The sequence below is a fragment of the Microcoleus sp. MON2_D5 genome (genome assembly GCF_036701905.1).
Classification (GTDB): Bacteria; Cyanobacteriota; Cyanobacteriia; order Cyanobacteriales; family Microcoleaceae; genus Microcoleus.
In genome coordinates this window covers 1-19,099 of the sequence record NZ_JAUBRM010000103.1, presented here as the reverse complement: position 1 = coordinate 19,099, position 19,099 = coordinate 1, and the positions used below count along the sequence as shown (strand labels likewise).

The window sequence follows — 19,099 nt, the reverse complement described above, 5'->3', positions numbered from 1 at the left end:
CCCCTTTCATTTATTATCAAACTTTCCTATTTTACCATAGAAATTCATATTTACATCTCAAATGGAATTGCTATATGTTTTCGACTAATAGGTAATTGAGCCGGACTCACTGGTAATTGGGAATGATAATTATGTTGCATACTCAGTCGATTGCTAATGACTAATGACTAATGACTACACTACTTCTTTAAGATTAAATGCAGCTTCTGTGAGTTGTTGAGTACCGATTGTAACTTGAGTAATGCCGCTGACAGTTTGAGACGCACATTCCTTCATTGAAATCATCGCATCACCTACTTGCTGAATCGCGATGGCCTGCTGCTTAGCTTAACATTAAAATAAATTTGCTGGTTGCTAGCAAACACAAGATTGCAAGCTTCCCTCACACCCATAAAAGCTGCTGCCGTATCTTGTGCTATTTTCACCCCTGCTGCAACCGTTTTGCGACTATCTTCAGTTGCTTTCACCGTCGAGTCGATCGCGCCCTTAATTTCTGGAATAATACCATTAATCTTTTGGGCTGCTTGTTGGCTTTCATCTGCTAACTTACGAATTTTGCTTGCTACCACCCCAAAACCTTTACCGTACTCCCCGGCTCTGGTCGAGGCTGCATTTTTTGGAAAAAATGGTTAATCATTGGTTACTGGGAATTGGTTACTGGTAACTTGTACGCTCCCATAGTCTAAGTATAGACAATAGGGAACTTGTAAGCGTGCGTAGCAGAAGTATAGGGAATGGAGAATGGGTAGTAAATAAAAAAAAACAACTCCCAAATAATAACTCACAAATCACAACTAACTACAGTGCAGATTGGATATCAACTCAGGTAACATCGGAATTAATATTACCCACAGTCAGGACGCCGCAGTGCCGTGCCCCTACAATTGATCGGGGTAGGGACACGGCACTGCCGTGTCGTCGGTATCATTCCGATGCAACCGAAAACGATAGGAGATTAGGTTATGATTTGCTAATATAAAATTTATTACTCCCGTTAATATCGCTGGAATTGTACCGCGACAAATCGCCAAAGTAATTGCTTTAATTTTTAAGGATATATTTGGTCTTTTTGGGGAACTACTCATAATTCATCGCTCTCCTACAAAACTGCTTTCAAATCTAAGGCAGCTTCATTCAATTTTTGAGTGCCGACTTTAGTTTGACTGATACCGCAAGCGGTTTGGGCTGCGGCTTGATTGAGGGAGTTCATAGCTTGCACTACCTGTTCGATCGCGAGCGATTGCTGTTGGGCATTCAGCGAAATTTGCTGAGAACTCAAAACCACATTGTTAATGGCATTGGCAACTCCTGCAAATGCTGCTGCAGTTTCTGAGGCAATATTCACGCCCGATTCCACAGTTTTAGTCCCTTCGTCTGTCGCCATTACCGTTGAGTTAATTGCCCTTTGAATATCCGCAACTAATAGATTAATTTGTGATCCTGATTTTTTACTGCGATCTGCAAGTTTGCGAATTTCTGACGCCACCACACCAAACCCCTTGCCGTGTTCCCCGGCCCGGACTGCTTCAACAGCAGCATTGAGTGCTAACATATTAGTCTGATTCGCCAAATCGCTAACTACAGTTGAGATATTACCAATGTGATCTGTTTGCTCGCTCAACTCTATAATTTGTCCTTGGATATCCTGAACTTTAGTTTTCAAAGTTGCCATTGCTTCTAAAGTTTGTTCTACAGCTTTTGTGCCACCTCCAGCTAAATTCAAGGCTTGCATTGCTTGAGCCACGGCGGTTTCGATCTGCTGTGATGTCGCCCTGGAAGAGGCTCCCAATTCGTCCATTGTAGTAGTAGTTTGATTTACTGAAGCTGCTTGCTGACTTGCCATACGTTCCTGTTGTTCCACGGTGGCTGCAATCTCAGTGGAAGAAGAGGCGATCGAGCTAATTGCCCGATCGATAGTTTGGGCAATTCCTGACGAAATCAGCCAAGCTATGCCCGCACCAAACACCACTAACAGCACCGAACCAACCAGCAGCGTCGATACCAAAAAGGTTAAAGCTTCCTTCGTCATTTTCGTTTTTTGCTTAAAGATACTTAATTCTGTTTCCCGAAATTCCCCGTTCACTTTTAAAAAATCATTCATAAAATTTGTGTACTTCCCTGTATTAAATACAGCCATAGCTTTCGCTGTCTGATTTTGCTGCAGTAAGCGAACAATGTCTTCATTACAAGCATCATAATATTGATTGAGTAGCTCTCGCATCCTTTGCAAACGGGTTCTCTGTTCTGGATCTTTAACTGTATTCTCTATATTATTCGCCGACTGACGAGCCAACTCTGCACCTGCTTGAAAATCCTTTAAAAACTGCTGATTTTTATTATTAATTAAATACCCGCGCAGCCCCCCTACCATTTGCTCCCCACCTAGCGATATATTACTTATTTCCTCGACTACCTGCTGTACCCTTTCCGTTTCTTGTAAAGTTTTAAACACCTGATTTGTAGTAGCAATAACTAATACGGGAAACCCTAAGTATATAGCGGCTGGTGCTAGATATCCGAACAGCATCTTGTTTCTAATGTTTAAGTGGTTTATTTTAGCAAACATATTTTTCTCCTTGATTTAAGCAAGTGCCTACACGAATTAGGTTCCTTTGTCAAATAGCGCTTGAAAAGCAGATTTGGTATAACTAACTTCTTTAGTCCTGGACGCATTTCAAGATAATCCTCTCAGGCTGAGTCCCGCTCGTTACCAGTCCCGATCTCTGCGTTGGATCGGGATTGCGAAGGAAATGAAGTATCAAGCCCGATGGTTCACTTGACTCATGAAACATATGGTTTGCGTAAGTCTTGTTCTTGATTCAAACCTCTTCATCAACAACTACTCCTCCTTTTGTGAGCAGTTTTTGCAAGTTCAGAATAGCCATCATTTTTTCTCCGTAAATAGCTGTCCCCCGTAGATATTCGCGGTTAGCAGAATGCAGTGCTGCCGGAACAGCCGCCATTTCCGACACATTTAAGTATATAATATCTAATATTTCGTCAACAACTATACCAGCGACCAAATCCGCCACTTCAACAACGATCGCCTTAGACAGATAATTTGCAGCCTCCGACATATTTAAAGACATATTTAAAACACTGCGAATATCAATTAGCGTCAAAATTTCTCCCCGTAAATTCATATTCCCCACTATGCGATCGGGAGTGCAAGGAACCGGAGTTACTTGGTTAATATCAGTAAATTCGCGCACTACATCCAAAGGAATACCAAAGTATTCACCATTCAAAACAAACACCGCCAGGGACATATTAATTGCAGCATCATTTTCCCCCTCGCCTCGCCGCCTCAAATTATTAGTCCGCGATTGAAAAATTGCTTTTTCTTCCGGGGTAGCCTGCGGGCGAAAAACGTGACGATTGCTCAAAATTTGAGGATTTTTGCCTAACAAGTTGGCATTTATTTGCCACTGTAAACTTTCCGTATCCGACTCACCTGCTGTTTGTTGATTACCTGCATTGCTTGGAGAAACAGGCCCGCTTTTCTCTGACTTTTCGGGAGAATATCGAATTAAGTGATCGAGATTTAGCAGCATGATAATATCGGCTTCGCAGCGGGCAAATCCAGCTACAAAATGATGAGAGGCTTCTGAATTGTCTCGCCCGTAAGATAACTGCGAAGTGATGGCATCTTCTGAGAGTTCCTTAACTTCGCGAACTTGATTGACAATTATGCCGACTTTCAATTCTTGCCACTCGATGACGATCGTACTATCTGTCACAGCATACTCCTGCCCAGCGTATCCAAAGCGCAGATTCAGATCCATCACGGGCAGAATTTCGCCCCGAAGGTCGATCGCCCCAACAATATCTTCAGGTGCTTCTGCAATTGCTGTCAACTCCGGCAGAAAGAAAATTTCCCGAACATAACAGGCTTCTATACCGCAGAGAAAACCGTTCTGTTCAAAGATAAGATACGGTTTAGTGTCCATATTTTAGTGTACAGTTTCTTTACTGTATAATCTTAACAACTTTTTTTTAACATCCACCAGCACTTGATTAGCTGTCATTTTCCCCTGTGAATCTATGGGAGTGTGTTGCGGTAGTGCTTTCAGGATTTCACAAGATGAATTGTACATTTTAATCGCTCTTTTTACTTGACCTTCTTTATTGTATATATTCCCTAGTTCTATATAAGCTGAAACAAAAGATGGACACATATAAATAGTCCTTTTTAATAAAACTTTTGCTGTTTCCAATTGCCCCTGTTCTTCAGCAATGTGAGCTTGTAAATAATCAGTAAATACTGAGCCAGGATCTACTTTTCTAGCTCGATTACAGTATTCTATTGCCTGAGAATAATTGCCGGCATTTGCCTGAACTTGAGCGATTAAAAAATAAGCATCAAAATTATGCCCCTGCAAGTCTATTGACTCTTGTGCCTTGTTGATTGCCTCAGCATAATCTTGATTTTTAAATAATTGTTTAGCCTCTAAAATTAGCATTTGAGGCGTTTTATTTTGAGTATTTTCTGCTATTATTTTTTGTGTAACTGACACGGCATTGTTCCCCAATCCGTCCTCCCGATAGCGAGAGCGCAGTATCTTCCCCAGCGGATTACTTATTGTTAATACGGGCGGCCTCTCTGGAAAATTGCTGTTAGTAACACTAGGTAGCCTCGTTTTTCCTGTTAGCAACTCCCCACTATCATCCCCCACAGTATCTGGTTTGGGGAATTCCCAAAATGCCGAGTTGGCTTCCCCTACCGTCGCAACCCTAGACTCTATTTGACAGCCTTCCTCCGCTACTGCATCCCGACGCTGATAAACCACCGACTCCGGAAAAATCTTGGGTTGAAACTCGTTCATAATTTGACCGTAAACTTCAGCGTGACCGGTCATTAAATATCCTCCAGGTCTCAGGGTATTGGAAAATTTTTTCAGTACCAGTGAAATATACTTATGTTCAAAATACACAAAAACGTTTCTACACAAAATTAAGTCTATGTTATAAATATTGTGGTAAATATTAGGAAACTCATCTGTGATTAAATTTACACAGCTAAAGGTTACACTTTGGCGCAATTCTTGATTAATTTGCCAATCATTTTGCCTCTGATGAAAATACTGCTTTTGTATCTGCGGTTCAACCAGGCGAAACGACCAATGACTGTAAACTCCCTGGGGCGCTTTTTTAATTACTTTTTCATTGATATCTGTACCTAAAATTAATATTTTCCATTGTTCCCAATCGGGAATCAACTGTTTTAAAACAATAGCTAAAGAATAAGGTTCTTCACCGGTGGAGCAGCCCGCACTCCAGATTCGCAGTGTCGGCTGCATTCCGAAGGTCTTGTGCAAGTTTCTTTTCTGCTCTATCAATTCAGGAAAAATTACTTTTTTCAACAGATCAAACTGTCCTTGATCTCGCATAAAATAACTTTCACTTATTGTTAAGAGCACTATTAATTCTGCCCATTCATATTTACTTTCAAAAGTTTTGGCGGTTAAAAGTTTATAATATTTTTCTGGTTCTGCGATGTTTTTTTCTCTCATTCTAGTCATAATTTTATGACACAAACCATCTCGCTCTTGGAACCTAATTCGCACACCAATTTCAGTAGTAATTAAGTTAATAAATAGCTGAATTATGGAATCATTCATGTCAACTCAGGTAGATTCATTTAATAATTTGGGAAATGGCAACTTTTACTGAGCTGGTGCTGAGTTTGTGCTGAGGATAGCCGATCGCCCGCGGCTCGTCCGTTCGCAAAGCCGAAGGGAGCCGAAGGGAAGCGCGTAGCTGAAGTATTGAGAATTGGGGAACTTGTAAGCTCGTGTAGTCGAAGAATTGGTAATTGGAAATTGGGGAATTTGGAATTAGAAATCGGGAATTTAGCCGATCGCATTAACAAGAACAGTGTCACAAAACATCATATCAGAAAGTTGCCAGCTACTTAAAGGAAAAAGGCAAAAGGTAAAAGACACAAGCCAGGAAAAAATTCTCCCTTCTGCCTTCTACCTTCTGCCTTCAAAGCCCTCAACCTCCAACTTTAAGCTGGATATATCCGCAAGCGGCGATTGGGTTCTTCCCCAAAACTGTGGGATTTCAGGTGATAGTGTTCCACAAGTTCGTGCTGCATTTTGCGGACGTTGGGAGAACGAGGCAGGAGTTCCACCGGCTGTCCCTTCGGAATGACAATTTGCTCGACTGCTAAGCGCGTTTCTTCCAAAGCTTCGAGCTCGTCAGAAGAACCGCTGCGGGCGAATAAGGCGAGGTCTGCCACTTCCGGGGTACCCGGGTCATCCATGTCCAACAGGCGCCGCAAAGCTCTCGCTACGTGGGGAATAGTGCCGGCCTTAATTGTGTGCAGGGGAACTTGGCGAGTTTTGGCCAAGTGCCTCAATTTCGACTGGTTCCGAACGTTCGATCGCAAAGCCAAAACCACGTCAGCGCTCTCAATATCCTTTGTCAGCAGTACCGGCAGGTTCAGGGTCGAAATCACCTGTTCGAGCTGGTGGCGAGCTATGCCGTAAGGATAAACGTGGAGGGGCAAATCTTCGCCGTTAGGGCCGACATTCTGGGAAAAACGTCCGGCATTAGGTACCGGCTCGACGGACAGGGATTCTTCGAGCAGTTGCTCGAAATACCGAGTCTCAGAAACCGGCGCGCTTTTAGCAGCGAAGTTCTCGCTGGGAGCGGGCATCGGCACCATTTTGCCAGCACTCCGCCACCCTGAGATCGGTGTGACGGGCCGCATTGCCGATACCGCAGCCGGGCCGCTGGAAGCTGCGATCCCCGGAAACCGGGCGGGGGGAGCGGGCGAGTCGCGCTCGATAATTACTTCTCCACTCTCGCTGACGCTTCTGATTTGCTGGTGCGGTTCGCGTCCCCGCAGCAAAGTGTCGATCGCCTCTGCAACTCGCTCGTGGATTACCCAGCGCTCGCGTTCGAGCATTTCGATGGCAATTTCAAAAGTTGGCGGTGCTTTGCGCTCCAAAACCGTCTTTTGAGAACCGCGCCGTCTTGCTTCGTCATCTCCCAGCGTCACCGCTTGGATGCCCCCAATTAAATCTGCCAGAGTCGGGTTTTTCATCAAGTTTTCGATCCGGTTCCCGTGGGCGGTACCGACCAACTGCACGCCCCTTTCGGCGATCGTCCGAGCCGCCAAAGCTTCGAGTTCCGTACCGATTTCGTCAATCACGATCACTTGCGGCATATGGTTTTCCACTGCTTCGATCATGACTTGGTGCTGGAGTTCGGGACGGGAAACTTGCATTCTGCGAGCTCTGCCGATCGCTGGGTGGGGAATATCTCCATCTCCGGCAATTTCGTTGGAGGTGTCGATGATTACCACCCGTTTTTCCAAGTCATCGGCGAGCACGCGGGCAATTTCCCGCAGGGCCGTGGTTTTGCCGACTCCGGGGCGGCCGAGCATCAAAATTGACTGACCGGTTTCCACTAAATCGCGGATAATGCCTATCGTCCCGAACACAGCGCGGCCCACCCTCAAAGTCAAGCCGATAATCTCGCCGCTGCGGTTGCGTATGGCGCTAATTCGGTGCAGGGTTTGCTCGATACCGGCTCGGTTGTCGCCACCGAAGTGGCCGACTCGCTCGATGCAATAGTTGAGGTGTGCCTTGGAAACCGGCGTTTGGGAAAGAGGTTCGGCCAAGGATGGAAAACGAGCTTCTGGTTGGCGGCCCAAATCCATGACAATCTCAATGAGATTGTTGCGCTGCGGGTGCTGCTCTAAGGGCTGCCGGATCTCATCTGGCACGATGTCTAATAATCTGTTGAGGTCGTCTGTAATCTGCATTCGCCTCGATGTGTTCGGTGACGTTTTCAACTTTTTAGTCAGTTGTCAGTTGTCAGTTGTCAGTTGCCAGTTGCCAGTTGTTTTTTACTTGTAACTAATGACTAATGACTAATGACTTCTGACTAATGACTAAATTTCTTTGAGCTGGGAAACTAGAGAACAAGCTAAACTCACGGCCTCCGAGAGAAGTTCTGGGACGGCTTCGAGCTGAGGTAGCCGAGATGTTTGAACTCCGGCTCCTGGCCGCGCCACTGCCACCGGAACGGCATAGGCTCGATCGGTCTGCATTGTTTCTAATTGTTCTAAAATTGGCGATAGCAAAACCCTGGCATAGCTGCCGTAAGCTACACCTGCAATGTATGGGACAGGGGGAACTGACAAATTTTTCCCGCCATCCTTCATCAGTCCGTCGGCTCTCAGTTTGCTGACAGTGTGAGCATTAGTGCCGCCTGCCAGTTGCACGTATCCCGGCAACTGGGCCGCCAAAACTTTTTGACCGAGTTTGACCGCGGCTCTGGTAGTTCCTGTTCCGATATCTCCGCTCATTGGCCTACCGTCGGTTTGCCAAATTAGGGGACAAGGAAGGGGGGAAATTATTTGATAGAGTGTCCGCAAATAATCAATCAAACCGTCTCCATCGGGGCAACTAATTGCTATTACCTTGAGTTGACCGACCCAGGGAGCTATACTCGACCAAAGTCGCGCAAAATCTGCCTCTCTGCCTACTTGCGTGTGGATTTCTAGGGCGTCGGCACCGGATTGCAAGATTAAAGGTGCGATCGCGGCGGGAGCAGACACGTAAGAACGAGTGTAAATCAGTTGGCTCGGACAAATCGGCAGACAGCGACCGCAGCCATAGCATTGCTGGTCTATCACCCCGGAAAAACCACTGCCAGCACTCTGAAAAACTATTGCTTCGGCTGGACATATTTTTTCGCAAGGCCGCCAGCAGTCCGCCGGACAATCGGCTGGGTTGAATTCGGCTTTGCGAAAATGCGGGTCTTCCCCATCGTTTAAACTCACCATCAGCAACGGCAACCCTTTGCCGCCAAACCTGCGGTTTTGAGTTCTTGCCTGTAATTCGCTGGCCACTTGTAGGGCTTCTTTCGCTGCAGCGACGGCGGCGGGATCTGCCGCGACATCGATACAGTCAGCGCCTGCTAAAGTGTAAGCCAAGGTGAGATTCCGTACAGCAGGCAGGTGTTGAAAGCTCGCCCCACAGATCAGCTTGAACCAATGGCCATCTTTTAATGAGTTTAGGGGATGATAATGTTCTGTCACCCTTATATGCTAATCCTTTGAGCTGAAAATTACTATGTGGAAATTTCTACTTAATTTTAAAATTTAGGCTGATACGAGCTGGAAACGCTACTGATAGCAGTAGCTCTGGTGCTGTTGGCCCTATATGTAGAGTTCGGAGGTAACTATTTTTGAGAAATCTAATTTTTTTGAGAGTGCCTAACGATGAGGCGATTTTCAACTTTGCCGATCGCCTTTAGTGACGGACAGACTCTCTATCCTATCATACTTGGGTCGATTTGGCAAGAAAAAAGTAAACTAGAGATTTTTTTGAAGTGACCGTGCAGTGGCAGTTGCCATAAAGTTCGATCGAGCATTGAAACCCATCGACCAACCGCAGATGAACATTCTCCTCCCTGACTCGAAGCTAAATTCATCTGGGTTAATCTGCGATTGGTCGAGCTATACTACTTGCTCAGCCGCTTGTAAACCGTAGCCAAAGCATGGCTATCCCCCACATTTCCCGGAAACAAAACAACTGGCAAATTGGGAAACAGAGGATGATCTGCATCGGTTTTCACCACCGAACAACCGGCAATAATTTGACCGATTTGCCTGACACTTTTCAGCGATAAACCTGTACTCAAAACATCATTAGAAGTAATGCCGCCCTTGCTAATTAAAAACCCGATATCTGCAGGCAGTCCCCGCACGATATCCATCAATAAAGCAGAAACCGCCTCTCCAAATTTTAACCGGACTTCGGTATTTTCAAATTCGAGTTCCTTGCGGCTGGTATAAATTACAGGCGTTTTGCCATCTGCATGAGCAGTGCGGACTTTTTCGAGAATTTCATCGAGCATTTGGGTGCGATACTCTGGTGAATCTTCTACCAACTGAGATACATCTATTTCAATGCTAACTATATTGGGTTCTTTTAACAAGCGTTCCAATTGTTCAGTAGTTTTCTTAACGTGGGAACCAACTATTACTGCACCGGGTTTGCCCTCCCTCACGTATTTTGCCATTTCCTCGGCTGCTACTGGCTGCGGGCCGAGGTCAGCTAAGGATGTTAAAATACTTGCTGCACTGCGGAATAAAAACTTTTTGCCTTGACTGACTGCATGGAGAATGTGTTTGGCAAATGTGTCTAAATCGCCTTGGCTTTGGCCGTCAACAACCGCACATTGGTTGTCTGTCATGTCCATCAGTCGATCTAAACTTCCGTAGCGAATGTCTCCGAGTAAAATGCGATCGACTGCATCAGCGGGGATGCGACCTTTGGTTTTTTCTTCTACATAGTCTGGCAGGTAACTGTGACTGTAGCCGAAGACTGAATCTTTGGCAAATTCCGTTTGATGTACTGGTGTCGGGACGCTATTAACTATTAGGTAGTGCACGCTGTGGCGGGTCATTCTCCCTCCTTCAAAAAAGGCGGGAATTAGAAAATGGGCGTCGAAGGGGCCAAGTTCTTCGGCGATCGCGTCGGTTTCGATGGGATAGTGGCCGCGCAGGGTAGAATCGGAACGGCTAACTATTAGGAAGTCTTCGATTTTTTCGCTGGCGATCGCCCTTTTTAGATTTTGGCACACTTCGCGGGTGACGGAGGCTGCTTTTTCGGGAGTTAGCGATCGAGTATTTGTCAGTATGAAGAAAATCGGGCACTTGTCCCGCAGCCCCAAACGCAGGGTGTCTTCGTCCCAACGTGTCAGCAGCAAGCAACTGTGCACGGTTTGAGAACCAGTCGGATCGTCGTCGAGAACTATAATCTTGGGTTTAACAGAAGACATACTGACCTGGTTGTTAACGTCACCTTTCTAAGATATCCTTAGCTGTTACGTAACAGGAAAAAATTTACAATAGTTATGATATTTTTTTCACAATTCTCATAACTTATAATTTGGAGAATGTGTTTGAGTTAGAGCGGTTCAGCAAGCTGCATATTGCTACTGGGTAAGAGGCGCACGCAGCCGTGTACGCTACTAAGTTTTGCCATTTTTAAAACTAGCATCGTTTCGCTCTTGCAACTTTTTCATTTCAGCTTGAACTCCGACGGCTACCTGCAAAGCTTCGTTGAGCAATCGTCCTTGTTCGCTGGCTCGATCGCTAATTTGCAGGGCATTCAAATTTTTTAAGTTATTGGTAAACAATTCGGAGTTAGTAGCGACAAATTTTTTGTTTTCCCTAAGAATTCTTTCAGTTTTCAAAGCTCGAACTAAATCGTCTCTGATTAGCTGCAAAGCTTGAATTACTTGTGCGCGATCGCCGATTTTGACTTTCGCATTGCCAGCATCTTCTATCTTGTCATTAATTTCAATCGCTTTGATTATACCATTATAGCGCTCCACATCATCAAAAAGATTGATTAAATGTTGGTTTTGCTGGCTGCACCGAATTTTCCAGGCATCCTCAAAGATTAAACCAACTATCGCAGCGAAGTGAAGGGCGAACCACAACAAATAAGCTCTAGGAAATATCGCAACCAGCAGCCAACAACTGATGAGAACCAAAACAATTAAACCGACTGTTTTCAAAGCTTCGCGGGCAAACTTAGTCGCTGTCGCCGGCCGGTATACGCGATCGGGCCCCGCGCCGGTGAGGTGCTTGAGCTCACCGAGAGTAATTTCTAATCCCTGAATGTCAGCTCGCATAAATCTTTACAAATATATGTTAATTATAAAGTTTTGTTGTAGAACAAGGGGCTCGTCTACAATAAACCTAACACTTTTTTCACCCAACCCTGCACTATGTCCGCACGTCCTATATACCTCGACAATCACGCCACAACCCCCGTAGATCCACGGGTACTTGATGCGATGATGCCGTATTTCACCGAACAGTTCGGCAACGCAGCCAGCATCAACCACGTCTACGGCTGGGAAGCAGAAGCAGCGGTAAAACAGTCACGACAAATCATAGCCGAAGCGATCAACGCCTCCCCAGAAGAAATTGTTTTTACCAGCGGCGCCAGCGAAGCAAATAACTTAGCGATTAAAGGCATCGCCGAAGCTTATTTCAGTAAAGGAAAGCACATTATCACAGTAAAAACCGAACACAATGCAATTCTCGACCCCTGTACCTATTTGCAAAAATTGGGGTTTGACATTACTGTTTTACCGGTGAAAAGCGACGGGCTGATTGATATAGGCGATTTGATCAAAGCGATTCGCGCCGAGACAATTTTAGTTTCAGTGATGACGGCTAACAACGAAATTGGCGTCATCCAGCCGATCGCAGAAATTGCTGCAATTTGTCGCGGAAATGACATTCTTTTCCACACAGATGCGGCACAGGCGATCGGCAAAATTCCCCTCGACGTAGAGGAGATGAATATCGATCTAATGTCCTTGACAGCCCACAAAATCTACGGGCCAAAAGGGATCGGTGCTCTCTACGTGCGCCGCAACAAACCGAGAGTGCAGCTAGCGCCGCAGATGCACGGAGGAGGCCACGAACGGGGAATGCGATCGGGCACTCTCTACCCACCGCAAATAGTTGGGTTTGCCAAAGCAGTAGAATTGGCAATTGCAGAAATGCCGTCTGAAACAGAACGAGTGGTTAATTTGCGGCAGCGTTTGTGGGAAAACTTGAGTGAATTGGGCGATGTTTTTCTCAACGGTCACGCTACTAAGAGATTGCCGGGGAATCTCAATATTAGTGTAGGGGGGGTTGACGGTCAAGCGTTGATGTTGGGTTTGCAACCGGCGGCGGCAGTTTCTTCGGGATCTGCTTGCACTTCCGCAAAAATATCGCCATCTCATGTTTTAGCAGCGATCGGGCGATCGGACAAATTAGCTTATGCTTCAATTCGGTTTGGTATTGGCCGGTTCAATACCGAAGCAGAAATAGATGCAGTCGCCGAACACGCGATCGCAACTATTCAATCTCTCCGACAAGCTCAAAAAGTAATGAGTTAGAAAGTAGTTTTGAGTTTTGAGTTTTAACTGGTTCCCAGGCTGAGCCTGGGAACCGAGATCCAGAGGCTCTGCCTCGTGTGGGTAGAAAAACAGGAGACATGGTTAATCGAGAGTTTGACGTACCTTCAAATAGCGACGAGTCAACCCGAAAAGAAATTACAACACGGACAGTGAGTGTTGCCTTGAAATTAAGTTACCATGATTTACGAAGTAGATAGGAACTAATTATGTCTAAAACTATTAACTTGCCAGGGTACATTATTGAGGGGGGCGGCACTTTTTTTGGTACACCTGGAGATGATGGTGCTCAATGGGGTAAAGTGACCACTCCTGCCGTTATTTACCTATTAGGAGGAAATAATCTTATAGGTGGTGGTCAAGCTGCCGCTGTAGGCGCTGTAACTACTACTATAACCATCTTTTGTGGCGAAGGAAATGATAGGATTAGCGGAAATGATGGAAACGTTGGCATTTTTTATGGAGGAAAAGGGAATGATATGTTAAGCGGATACGATAAAAATGACATTTTATATGGCGATTCAGATAATGATAGGCTGTTGGGATATCGGGGAAATGATACTCTTTTTGGTGGTAAGGGGGATGACTATAGTTTAGGAAGTGATGGTGATGATTTTCTTGTAGGTGGCAGGGGTCAAAATCTAGTTTATGGTGATGATCTAACGACTGCTGGTCTTAGGAGTGGTGGAAAAGATATCTTCGTTATTGAAAATTTTGGACAGCCAGGAAATTCTACCAATATTATGGATTTTGTCGATGGAGAAGATAAAGTTGGATTAGCCAATGGTTTATCGTTTGAGGAATTAAGTATAGCAGATAGAGGCAGTAACTTAGTAATTAGTTTGCGAAACAGCAGTGAACTGTTAGCTATTATTACAAAAACTGTACCTGGAAAAAGCCTTCTTACTGTGTCCAGTTTGAAAAAAGATGATTTTCTCTCTATCTAATTTACTCCGTAAATCTTCCAATATTCCGTACTTACTGTGCTAAATCTCCAGAAAAATACCAAGAAAGCAAGGGAGCATATCAATTTGGTAAATACTCTTGAAAACCCCCCTAGCCGACAGAACTGTTTCATTCTCCAGGTTAAATTTACATAACCACGCGCTCAAAGTCTTTACTTAGAACCAAACACCTCGCGCACCCGATAAATCGGTTTTCCCTGCGACTCGTGATAAGTCCGCATCATCACTTCCGCCAGCAAACCAAAACAAAATAACTGCACGCCAGTTAACAGCAAAACCACAGCCAAAATCAGCAAAGGACGATTCCCAATACTTTGACCAAAAGCCAATTTCAGAAAAGTCAAATAAATTCCTAAAACCGTTCCTAACGTCATAGAACTCAGTCCCAAAAGTCCAAAAACGTGCATCGGTCGAGTCAGGAACTTTTTCATAAAAGAAATAGTTAACAAATCCATCAACACGCGAAAAGTCCGCCAAATTCCGTACTTACTTTGACCGAAACGGCGGGCGTGGTGTCGCACAGGTAGTTCTGCAATTCTCGCCCCTTCAATAAACGCCAAAGCAGGCAAAAAGCGGTGCAATTCCCCGTACAGATTCAAGTCTGCTACCAACTCGGATTTATAAGCTTTCAAAGAACAGCCGTAGTCATGCAAAGTTACGCCTGTAACGCGACCAATTAACCAGTTAGCAATTTTAGAAGGAATCAACCGGCTAATAGTATTGTCTTGCCTATTTTTCCGCCAGCCGCTAACTAAATCGTAGCCTTCATTTAACTTTGACAACAATAGCGGAATATCAGCCGGGTCATTTTGCAAATCGCCGTCAAGGGTAACAATAGCACGGCCGCGAGCGCGATCGAAACCTGCCGACATGGCAGCAGTTTGCCCGTAATTGCGGCGCAAAATTACAGCACAAAGGTCATCGCGAGTGCTGGCTAACTGCTGCAGAAGTTCAGCAGAACCGTCCTTAGAACCGTCATCTACACAAATAATTTGATAGCTGAGTCCAGATGGTTGGATAGAAGAGGCGATCGCCTCAATCAAATGAGGCAAACTTTCCACCTCATTATACACCGGCACTACCACTGAAACGTCGAGAACAACCTCAGCGCCAGCCTGCTGTGCAGCCAATTTTTCCAAAAATAATGCAGCGTCCATTTATTTCTTCGATAACATCAGTAATCATTGGTCATTAGTCATTAGTCATTAGTCAACAGTCAACAGTCAACCGTCAACCGTCAACAACTAACTAGGTTGATAACTTGCCACAACTTTACCATATCCCCGCAATTGCTGGTAATAAGCTTGACTGACTAGATCGCCATCATCCGACAAAACATCGATACCGATACCGTTGCGACCTTGTGCTTTTCCAGAACTGTGAATGTAGCGATTATCTCCGAGATACAATCCTACGTGAGTTGCTTTTTCGGGCGTACCAAAAAATACTAAATTCCCCGGTTCTAAAGCACTAATACTAACAGGTTTAGTAAAAGCTTCCTGCTGATAAGCATCCCTCGGCAACCAGATGCCTGCAGCCACAAAAGCCGCTTGCATCAAGCCCGAACAATCATAATTCGGCCCGACTGTACCGCCCCAAAGATAATAATTGGATTGGTTCATCGCCTCACGAGCAAAAGTAATTACTCTTGGTAATTTTTCCTTGATTTCTGCCTCAGAAAGCACCAGAGGATGATACACTGTTTCTGTCGGATCGAGCAACTCAACATCTCGAATATCCAGCCATCCCGGATAATCATCTTCGCACAGCCGCACCATCACAGCCGTTGTATCCCCCTCAACAACCGAGTCTATGCCATTTCTCCCCTCCTTCATAAGCTGGGGGGGGTCAACTACTCGCAAATGTCGCCCCAGCGCTGCTTGAGTGGCCAATCGATCGCACTTTGGGGAATCGTAAATATTTATGTGCGATCGGGTTCGGTACTCCACAACATCAGATAATTGATAATTGGCCATTGCTAATTGCTCATTGTTTGCTGTTAATTGTTCGCATTTAACGATAGATTGCCATTAGCTGCTAGCCTTTAACCGTTAAGCGTCAGCCATTAACCATGACATTTTTTCACCAAGACGAACAATTAGAAACTCTCGGCAGTAGCATTATAGACTCCGCATTGTCAGAATTTACAGGATTAAGTGGCGATCGTACAGCCATTACCTGGATAGTCTACGATCCGCCGGTGCGAGTCAATACAGGCGGCGCCCTGAGTCCAGAAGAATTTTGGAAATATCAACCCCGAGGTTTTAGCGCTAGAGCTTCCGAACGAATTTATCCCGCCAGCATCGTCAAATTATTCTACCTCGTTGCCATCTGGGAATGGGCGCAAAAAGGCATGATTAAAACATCGCCAGAATTAGAACGCGCCGTCCGAGATATGATAGTTGATTCCAGCAACGACGCCACAAGTTTAGTAGTAGATGCCCTCACCGGCACCACCAGCGGCCCAGAATTATCACCCGCGCCCTTTGAAACTTGGAAACAGCAGCGAAACATCGTCAACCGTTACTTTCAATCATTGGATTGGCCAGAATTACAAAATATTAACGCCAATCAAAAAACCTGGTGTGACGGCCCCTACGGTCGCGAGCGAGCATTTCTGGGAGAATTAATGGAAAATAGAAATATGCTGACCACAAATGCAGCGGCGCGTTTGCTGCACAGTATAATCGGCGGCGTAGCTGTTTCTGCCCAAGCATCGCAAGAAATGATGGGTTTAATGAAACGCAGTTTAGACCCAGCAGAATTAGAGGCAGATCCAGAAAATCAAGTTACAGGTTTTTTAGGCGGGGGATTGCCAGAATCAGCAAAATTGTGGTCAAAAGCGGGACTGACAAGCCAAGTTCGTCACGATGCTGCTTATATTGAAATATCGGGCTTGCGGCCGTATTTGTTGGTTGTATTTACCGAGGGGAAAGAGAATAGCAAGAATGAAGAGATTTTGCCATTTATATCGCGGCAATTTGTCGAAGCGATGAAAGTGCTTAATTAAACTTTAACTTGTAAATTGACCCAACTTAAAATTTTTGTGGAGCCTGCTCTTATGCCAGCCGCCAATTAGGAGCTTAAAGATACAGCAGGGTGCAGGTTTATGGAGTACAGTGGCAGCAGTTTGTAAAACACGTTCGTAAGTGCTTGGGACTAAAGCGTACTCTATTCACCTCGACTCTACTGTATCATTTAAATAGTCGAGCTCTAAAAGAGGCCAAATATGGACATACAGCTTATCCCCCTACGTGCTGCCGTTTGTTCCGAACGCTCAACGACTCTAGATGTTTTAGTCAGAATTACGCCCCCAGCACCGGAAAAAACAATTGAGCGACCGCAGCTTAATTTAGGTTTAGTAATCGATCGCTCTGGTTCTATGGCCGGACAAAAAATTGAATACGCACGGCAAGCAGCTAGTTACGCAATCGAACAGTTGTTACCAAGCGATCGCGTTAGTATCACGATTTACGATGACCAGATAGAAACCCTAGTCCCTAGCACCCTTGCTACTCATAAATCCCACCTTTTGCAGGAAATTAAAAAAATTAGTGCCAGAAACAGTACGGCACTGCACGCCGGATGGGAACAAGGAGGAATTCAAGTTAGCCAACACCTCAATCCCGAACACTTAAATCGAGTCATTCTTTTATCAGATGGACTAGCCAATATCGGTGAAACAAATTCCGATGTAATTGCCTCCGATGTAAAAGGTTTAACCAAACGAGGCGTCAGCACTACCACAATGGGAATTGGTCAGGATTACAACGAAGACTTGCTAGAAGCAATGGCGCGGAGTGGGGATGGCAATTATTATTACATTCAATCTCCCGAACAATTGCCAAGTATCTTTCAACAAGAATTACTGGGCTTAATGGCGACAGTTGGCACAAATGTCACCTTGGGAATTGAGCCACAAGCTGGAGTAGAATTGGTTGAGGTACTCAATCAGCTAGATGTCACCCCAAATGGTCGGTTTCGCTTACCTAATTTAGTAATTAGTAATCCACTTGATGTAGTCGTGCGGCTGAAAGTGCCAGCGATGACAGAGGAAGTAGACTTATGTTATTTTCGCGTCAGTTGGAACGACCCCGAACAACCACAGGAGCAAAAAATCCGCGTTTCCTTGCGCTTACCCGTCGTCAGTGCTGCACAATTAGAGGAATTTCCCTTCAACTCTGAGGTACGACAGCAAGCGATTTTAATGATGACAGGACGCGCCAAACAAGAAGCCGTCAGACTGGTAGATGGAGGAGATTACGATCGCGCCAGCCAACTATTGCAGCAGACAAAGCAGCAGTTACTCAATAATCCCGATCTGCCGATGAGTGCGCCAGAAGCGGAAGCACTCGCCGACTTAGAAGAACAACTTCAGGAGCGGCAATACGTTAAATATCGTAAAATGTCCACTCAGCAAAGCTACAGCCGTAGTAGGACTCGCAGTAGCGGTCATGTCAGCCTTTTATACGCCTATCGCAAAGGCCCGATCTTGGGGAATATTACTGAAGATTTAGGAGTAGATGCGATCGTTAATTCCTGCGATCGCGACCTATCCAACTCTGGTGCCATATCCAGCGCAATTCACCAAGCTGCTGGACCAGAACTTCTAGAAGAATGTCGCCGTATAGGTAGTTGTGAGGAAGGGGAGGCGAAAATTACTCCTGGCTATAATTTGCCGACACCGTGGGTGATTCATGCAGTTTGTCCACCTTGGCGCGGTGGCTCTCATGGAGAGGAACAGGTCTTAGCACAATGTTACCACCGTTGTTTGGAATTAGCTTTACAGCATTCACTGCGGAGTATTGCTTTTCCAGCTATGGGAACGGGAGCAATGGGTTTTCCAGGCGAGCGTGCAGCAGCAATTGCTTTTGCACAAACCAGTCGCTTTCTTTCAAGATCTAGTGCGATCGGGTCTATTCTTTTTGTTTGTTTCGATTCAGATACTCATCGTTGCTTCCAAAATGAATTCTTGAAAATTTCTGGTTTGTAATGGTTTTAGTAACAAAACTAAGGTAAAACGATCTCGCTTTTAGAGCCCCGACTTCTTCGAGAAGTCGGGGCTCTAGGTCTTCTATTTTTTTAGCTGGGCTTATTTAGAACAACTTAGAACGGAGAGGGAGGGATTTGAACCCTCGAAGGATGTTAACACCCTTAACAGATTAGCAATCTGCCGCTTTTAG

At 45.2% G+C, this 19,099-nt stretch carries 13 protein-coding genes and 1 pseudogene; 4 read left to right on the top strand and 10 right to left on the bottom strand.

All coding sequences use genetic code 11. The features are described 5' to 3' along the window. Positions 1-293: 293 nt before the first annotated feature. The 8 genes and pseudogenes from QUA47_RS26425 to QUA47_RS26390 form a co-directional block, all read right to left on the bottom strand. Positions 294-593: pseudogene (locus tag QUA47_RS26425) on the bottom strand (methyl-accepting chemotaxis protein); the annotation flags it as partial. Positions 594-1,099: 506 nt separating this feature from the next. After that, positions 1,100-2,566, bottom strand: coding sequence for a methyl-accepting chemotaxis protein (locus tag QUA47_RS26420; protein ID WP_333432944.1), 1,467 nt, complete (start codon positions 2,564-2,566; stop codon positions 1,100-1,102). 253 nt (positions 2,567-2,819) lie between these two features. Beyond that, positions 2,820-3,950: a chemotaxis protein CheW gene (locus QUA47_RS26415; RefSeq protein ID WP_333432943.1), complete on the bottom strand. Its 1,131-nt coding sequence runs from the start codon at positions 3,948-3,950 to the stop codon at positions 2,820-2,822. Between the two features lie 3 nt (positions 3,951-3,953). Then, positions 3,954-5,621, bottom strand: coding sequence for a CheR family methyltransferase (locus tag QUA47_RS26410; protein WP_333432942.1), 1,668 nt, complete (start codon positions 5,619-5,621; stop codon positions 3,954-3,956). 389 nt (positions 5,622-6,010) lie between these two features. Beyond that, the gene (locus QUA47_RS26405) at positions 6,011-7,777 is read right to left on the bottom strand and encodes a R3H domain-containing nucleic acid-binding protein (protein WP_333432941.1); all 1,767 of its coding nucleotides are present in this window, start codon (positions 7,775-7,777) and stop codon (positions 6,011-6,013) included. 129 nt (positions 7,778-7,906) lie between these two features. Beyond that, positions 7,907-9,058 carry a circadian clock protein LdpA gene (gene ldpA / locus QUA47_RS26400; protein WP_333432940.1) on the bottom strand — a complete coding sequence of 384 codons (1,152 nt, stop codon included), beginning with the start codon at positions 9,056-9,058 and terminating at the stop codon, positions 7,907-7,909. 425 nt (positions 9,059-9,483) lie between these two features. Then, positions 9,484-10,806, bottom strand: coding sequence for a four-carbon acid sugar kinase family protein (locus QUA47_RS26395; RefSeq protein WP_333288525.1), 1,323 nt, complete (start codon positions 10,804-10,806; stop codon positions 9,484-9,486). A 192-nt stretch (positions 10,807-10,998) separates the two neighbouring features. Further along, complete coding sequence (locus QUA47_RS26390) at positions 10,999-11,667, bottom strand: hypothetical protein (RefSeq protein WP_333432939.1); 669 nt, start codon at positions 11,665-11,667, stop codon at positions 10,999-11,001. 96 nt (positions 11,668-11,763) lie between these two features. Between QUA47_RS26390 and QUA47_RS26385 the strand changes: the two genes are divergently transcribed. Both QUA47_RS26385 and QUA47_RS26380 read left to right on the top strand, forming a co-directional pair. Then, positions 11,764-12,933 (top strand): IscS subfamily cysteine desulfurase, encoded by a 1,170-nt coding sequence (locus QUA47_RS26385; protein WP_333432938.1) that lies wholly within the window; start codon positions 11,764-11,766, stop codon positions 12,931-12,933. Positions 12,934-13,160: 227 nt separating this feature from the next. Next, positions 13,161-13,898: a calcium-binding protein gene (locus tag QUA47_RS26380; RefSeq protein ID WP_333432937.1), complete on the top strand. Its 738-nt coding sequence runs from the start codon at positions 13,161-13,163 to the stop codon at positions 13,896-13,898. A 170-nt stretch (positions 13,899-14,068) separates the two neighbouring features. Here the strand turns inward: QUA47_RS26380 and QUA47_RS26375 are convergent, their stop codons facing one another. Next, positions 14,069-15,073 carry a glycosyltransferase family 2 protein gene (locus tag QUA47_RS26375; RefSeq protein ID WP_333288544.1) on the bottom strand — a complete coding sequence of 335 codons (1,005 nt, stop codon included), beginning with the start codon at positions 15,071-15,073 and terminating at the stop codon, positions 14,069-14,071. Positions 15,074-15,160: 87 nt separating this feature from the next. Further along, a complete protein-coding gene (locus QUA47_RS26370; protein ID WP_333432936.1) occupies positions 15,161-15,892 on the bottom strand; it encodes a C40 family peptidase in 732 nt (243 codons plus the stop codon). Positions 15,893-15,987: 95 nt separating this feature from the next. Between QUA47_RS26370 and QUA47_RS26365 the strand changes: the two genes are divergently transcribed. Beyond that, complete coding sequence (locus QUA47_RS26365) at positions 15,988-16,926, top strand: serine hydrolase (RefSeq protein WP_333432935.1); 939 nt, start codon at positions 15,988-15,990, stop codon at positions 16,924-16,926. Between the two features lie 219 nt (positions 16,927-17,145). After that, positions 17,146-18,909, top strand: a complete 1,764-nt coding sequence (locus QUA47_RS26360) for a macro domain-containing protein (RefSeq protein ID WP_333432934.1) — start codon at positions 17,146-17,148, stop codon at positions 18,907-18,909. Positions 18,910-19,099: the final 190 nt, after the last annotated feature.

Bases quoted from the DNA above. Each gene is read 5' to 3' on its own strand.
- QUA47_RS26420 (WP_333432944.1), bottom strand. From the start codon at position 2,566: ATGTTTGCTAAAATAAACCACTTAAACATTAGAAACAAGATGCTGTTC.
- QUA47_RS26415 (WP_333432943.1), bottom strand. From the start codon at position 3,950: ATGGACACTAAACCGTATCTTATCTTTGAACAGAACGGTTTTCTCTGC.
- QUA47_RS26410 (WP_333432942.1), bottom strand. From the start codon at position 5,621: ATGAATGATTCCATAATTCAGCTATTTATTAACTTAATTACTACTGAA.
- QUA47_RS26405 (WP_333432941.1), bottom strand. From the start codon at position 7,777: ATGCAGATTACAGACGACCTCAACAGATTATTAGACATCGTGCCAGAT.
- QUA47_RS26395 (WP_333288525.1), bottom strand. From the start codon at position 10,806: ATGTCTTCTGTTAAACCCAAGATTATAGTTCTCGACGACGATCCGACT.
- QUA47_RS26390 (WP_333432939.1), bottom strand. From the start codon at position 11,667: ATGCGAGCTGACATTCAGGGATTAGAAATTACTCTCGGTGAGCTCAAG.
- QUA47_RS26385 (WP_333432938.1), top strand. From the start codon at position 11,764: ATGTCCGCACGTCCTATATACCTCGACAATCACGCCACAACCCCCGTA.
- QUA47_RS26380 (WP_333432937.1), top strand. From the start codon at position 13,161: ATGTCTAAAACTATTAACTTGCCAGGGTACATTATTGAGGGGGGCGGC.
- QUA47_RS26375 (WP_333288544.1), bottom strand. From the start codon at position 15,073: ATGGACGCTGCATTATTTTTGGAAAAATTGGCTGCACAGCAGGCTGGC.
- QUA47_RS26370 (WP_333432936.1), bottom strand. From the start codon at position 15,892: ATGGCCAATTATCAATTATCTGATGTTGTGGAGTACCGAACCCGATCG.
- QUA47_RS26365 (WP_333432935.1), top strand. From the start codon at position 15,988: ATGACATTTTTTCACCAAGACGAACAATTAGAAACTCTCGGCAGTAGC.
- QUA47_RS26360 (WP_333432934.1), top strand. From the start codon at position 17,146: ATGGACATACAGCTTATCCCCCTACGTGCTGCCGTTTGTTCCGAACGC.